Annotated in this window: 3 protein-coding genes; 2 read left to right on the forward strand and 1 reads right to left on the reverse strand. The window is 73.9% G+C overall.

Annotated features, from left to right (window positions below):
- Positions 1-100 precede the first annotated feature (100 nt).
- Positions 101-778: a class F sortase gene (locus tag AB0C36_RS42560; protein WP_358365027.1), complete on the forward strand. Its 678-nt coding sequence runs from the start codon at positions 101-103 to the stop codon at positions 776-778.
- A gap of 219 nt (positions 779-997) precedes the next feature.
- Here AB0C36_RS42560 and AB0C36_RS42565 read toward each other — a convergent pair whose 3' ends face one another.
- Positions 998-2,860 (reverse strand): FAD-dependent oxidoreductase, encoded by a 1,863-nt coding sequence (locus AB0C36_RS42565; protein WP_358365029.1) that lies wholly within the window; start codon positions 2,858-2,860, stop codon positions 998-1,000.
- A gap of 171 nt (positions 2,861-3,031) precedes the next feature.
- Here AB0C36_RS42565 and AB0C36_RS42570 point away from each other — a divergent pair, with 171 nt between their 5' ends.
- Positions 3,032-4,198: a SchA/CurD-like domain-containing protein gene (locus AB0C36_RS42570; RefSeq protein WP_358365032.1), complete on the forward strand. Its 1,167-nt coding sequence runs from the start codon at positions 3,032-3,034 to the stop codon at positions 4,196-4,198.
- Positions 4,199-4,260 lie beyond the last annotated feature (62 nt).

The following is a 4,260-nucleotide window of genomic DNA, read 5'->3' on the forward strand; positions in this document are numbered from 1 at the left end:
GCCCCCCCCCGCGACTCGTACCGCGATCTCCCCACCCGGAGCTCTCCGGGCCGGCCCGAGCCAAGCAGGACAACCATCTGTGTCTCCGGAGGACAGGCGAATGGGACGCGCAAAACTGACGGCCGTCGCCGCCGGTGCGGTAATTCTCGGCGTGGCCATGGTGGGCAACGACCTCAAGAGCGACAGCGAACCGCCGCAACCCGCGGCGGCACGCGCGACGGCCCCCGCGGCCCCCGGGAACCCGGCGACGGCCGCCCCGGCCCCGGCTCCGGCGCCCCCGGCACCTCCCGCCCCGGCACCTCCCGCGGCGCGCCCGATGAAGGCCTCCCCGCCACTGCGGATCCGCATCCCCGCCATCGACGTCGACGCACCGGTCATCGGGCTGGGACTGGACGCCAAGGGCATCCTGACCGTGCCCCCGGCGACGAACCGGAACCTGGCCGGCTGGTACGAAGGCGGCGTGGCCCCCGGGGCTCGCGGCAACGCGGTGATGGTGGGCCACGTGGACACCAAGTCCGGCCCGGCGGTCTTCTGGGCCCTCGGCGGCCTCAAGAAGGGCGACAAGATCACCGTGGACCGGATGGACGCCAAGTCCGCGACGTTCGAGGTGGACTCGGTCGAGTCGTTCGCCAAGAACGCCTTCCCCGACGCCCGGGTGTACGGGCAGACCTCCGACGCCCAGCTGCGCGTGATCACCTGCGGCGGCGTGTACGACAAGAAGCAACGCGACTACCCCGACAACGTCGTGGTCTTCGCACACCTCGTGCCCGGCGGCTGACGCTCGCGAACGGCGACTGACGCCGCCCACCGAACGGCGGATGCCGCCGGACCCGAACAGTCCGGCGGCATCCGCCGTTCGCGTACGCGAGAGGGCAGGGGTGTCCTCCAACTTCCGCGGGCCCTGACTGCCCCTTCAAGCGCTGCGTTACGGCGCTTGGAAGGGCGGCCAGGGCCCGGCGGGAGTTCGGGGGCACGACCTATGTGCGCCCCGCGGCACTCATGTTCCGGCGACGCGCAGCGACAACGCCGTTGCCACGTCGCGCAGTTCACGCTTCGCATCGGCCGCGGCGCCGGGCGAACGCCAGGCCACGAACCCGTCGGGCCGCACCAGGACCGCGCCCTCACCGCCCACGCCGTGCAGTGCGGCCCAGTCCACGCCTTCCTCGGTGACGAGAACGTCGTCCGCCGCTCCGGCGTCCGAGGCCGCTCCGTCGGGGCCTACCCGGTAGACCGCCAGGTGCGCGCCCAGGGAGGCTGCCGCCTGCCGCCACGGTTCCCCGGCCGGCCCATCGCCGGTCAGCAGCACGTACCGCGTCTCGTACAGGTCCAGGAGCGACACCCGCTCGCCCACGCGGCGCACCCAGGCGTGCGGCGCCCGGGTGCCCGGCTCACCGTTCGGCGGGCGGAACGCCTCCGGCACGACGGGCGCTTCGGGGTCGCCGCCGACCACGGCCCCGGCCGGGTAGCGGTATCCGAGTACGACGCCGAGTACGCCGGGCTGCCGCCCCGCACCCCCAGGGGGCCCGCCTGCGGCAACTCCGGGAGGTCCGCCTGCGGCAACTCCGGGAGGCGGCCCGCCCGCCGGTGGCCCCGCGATCGGCGGAGCCGCGTAGCCCGGGTGGCTGTGCTCGGCCGAACGCGTGGAGGCGCGCGTCGCGGTCGCCAGCGCCACCGGGCGCCGCTCCGCCTCGTACGTGTCCAGGAGCCCGGGATCCGCGTGCCCGCCGAGCACCGCCGCGAGCTTCCACGCCAGGTTGTGCGCGTCCTGGATGCCGGTGTTGGAGCCGAACGCACCCGTCGGCGACATCTCGTGGGCGGAGTCGCCGGCCAGGAACACCCGTCCGTCGCGGTACCGGTCGGCCACCCGTTCGGCGGCGTGCCATGGGGCCTTTCCGGTGATTTGTACGTCCAGATCCGGCACCCCCATCCCGGCCCGGATGTGCGCGACGCAGCGCTCGTCGGTGAAGGCGTCGAGCGACTCGCCGTCCTCGGGATGCCAGGGCGCGTGGAACACCCAGCGCTCGGTGTTGTCCACCGGCAGCAGCGCCCCCTCGCCCTGAGGGTGCGTCAAGTAGCAGACGATGAACCGGCGTTCGCCCACGAACTCGGCGAGGCGCTTGGAGGTGAAGGTGATGCTGACGTTGTGGAACAGGTCGCCCGGCCCGGACACCCCGATCCCCAGGCGTTCGCGCACGGGGCTGCGCGGGCCGTCGGCGGCGACGAGGTAGTCGGCCCGTACCGTCCGGCGCTCGCCGGTGTCGCGCGCCATCAGCTCCGCGGTCACCCCGGTGGCGTCCTGCGCGAACCCGACCAGTTCGGTGCCGAAGCGCACCGGTGCGCCCAGTTCGGCGGCGTAGCGCACCAGCACCGGTTCAAGGTCGTTCTGGCTGCACAGGCACCACGAGCTGGGTGAGAACCGGGCGAGGCCGCCGCCCGGGTCGATCTCCTTGAAGAGCCATTCCTGCCGGTCCCCGGCGATGGTCTCGGCCTGGAGGATGCCGTGGTTGTCGGCGAGCACGGCGGAGGCGTCCCGGATGCCCTGCTCGATGCCGGCGGTACGGAACAGCTCCATCGTGCGGACGTTGTTGCCGCGCCCCCGCGGATGCCGCGAGGTCCCGGTGTGCCGTTCCACCACCATGTGCCGGACCCCGAGCCGGCTCAGGAACACCGATGTCGACAGCCCCACCAGGGAACCGCCGACCACGAGCACGGGCACGTGCTCGACGCCGCCCGCGCCGCTCCCACCACCCGCCCGCGCCCGGCCCCCGCGCGCGCCGTCGCCGTCCACATTGCCCCCGCGCCGCTCGTCCCGGCGCCGCCGGTCCCGACGCCCCTCGTCCCCGCGCCCCTCGTCACTCATCGACATTCCGCCTTCTCGCTCGACCCCGGGCATCCGCCGAAGTGGCTTGTGCCCGGCGACGGATCGCGATCCGCGCCGCCTGTCGACATATCACCCATATGCCTTTAAAAGGTGCCTTCCGTCACATCCGCGTCCACGCTCGATTCCGGGGCCCACGAGCGAAGGACTGATATGGACACGACCGTCCGAGACCACAGCGACCGCACTGGGACGGCCGAGGGGCCGAGCGGATCGCGGCTGCGCGTGCTGCTGATGCTGGAGATCCACGAAGGCTCGCAGCAGCGCTTCCTGGACGCCTACGAGAGCATCCGCGACCAGGTCGCCCGGGTTCCGGGCCACCTGCGCGACCAGCTCTGCCAGTCCATCGACGATCCCACCCAGTGGCTCATCACCAGCGAATGGGCGGACTCGGACCGGTTCCTCGCCTGGGTCGACAGCCCGGAGCACCAGCTGATGGTCCGCCCGCTGCACGGCTGCGTGCGCGGCACCCGTTCGCTGCGGTACGCGGTGGCCCGCGAAACCGGCACGCTCCACCCGCCGGCCACCGGCCCGATCCCGTCCGGCGGCGAGCCGCGCACCGGCGCCGCGCCCGCCCTCCGACCGCCGACCGCGGCGGCCGACGGCATCATCCGCTGCGCGCTGAGCTTCCCGGTCGAACCCGGCAGCTCGGCCGAGGTCGCCCGGATCCTGAGCGACTACGACCCGCCGGACCCGCACGTCGACGAGACCACGTCGCTGCGCCGTACCTCGGTCTTCATGCACGGCAACGTCGTCGTGCGGGCCATCGAGATCCGGGGCGACATGCGTGCCGCCCTGGCGCACGTCGCACGGCAGCCGCAGGTGCGCGCCGCCGAGGAGGCGCTCAACCCGTACCTGGTGGAGCCCCGCGACCTGGACGACCCGGAGGGTGCACGGGAGTTCTTCATGCGGGCGGCACTCGCGGAGGCGTTCCAGCGCACCGCCGCGCACGCCCGCGCCGGCGACGACCGCGCCGAGCGCAAGGCGTTCCTGTACCCGGTACGGCCGGGCGCCGCGGAGTCCGTCGCCCGCATCCTGGCCGCGCACGACGAGGAGCTCCTCGCCGACCCGGAAGGCCCGTTCGCGGGTGTCTCCGTGTACCTGCGCCAGGACCTCCTGGTCCGCGTGGTCGACCTGCGCCCCGGCGCCGGCGACGACCCGGCGGTCCTGCTCGGCATCCCGGCCGAGGCGGCGCCCCGGATCGGGCGCCTCCTGGACGAGCACCAGGCGGACCTGGCGGACGAGGCCGGCCTGCGGCGCCTGCTCGCGGCCTGCGCCATGACGCCGGTGACGGACCGGCACGCGGCCGACGTCTCCTGAGCGTTCCGTCGCCCGCCGCTCCCCCGCCGGTCCGGACCGGCCCGTCCGAAAGGACACGGCCG

It is taken from the genome of Streptodolium elevatio, from assembly GCF_040649515.1.
GTDB lineage: Bacteria > Actinomycetota > Actinomycetes > Streptomycetales > Streptomycetaceae > Yinghuangia > Yinghuangia elevatio.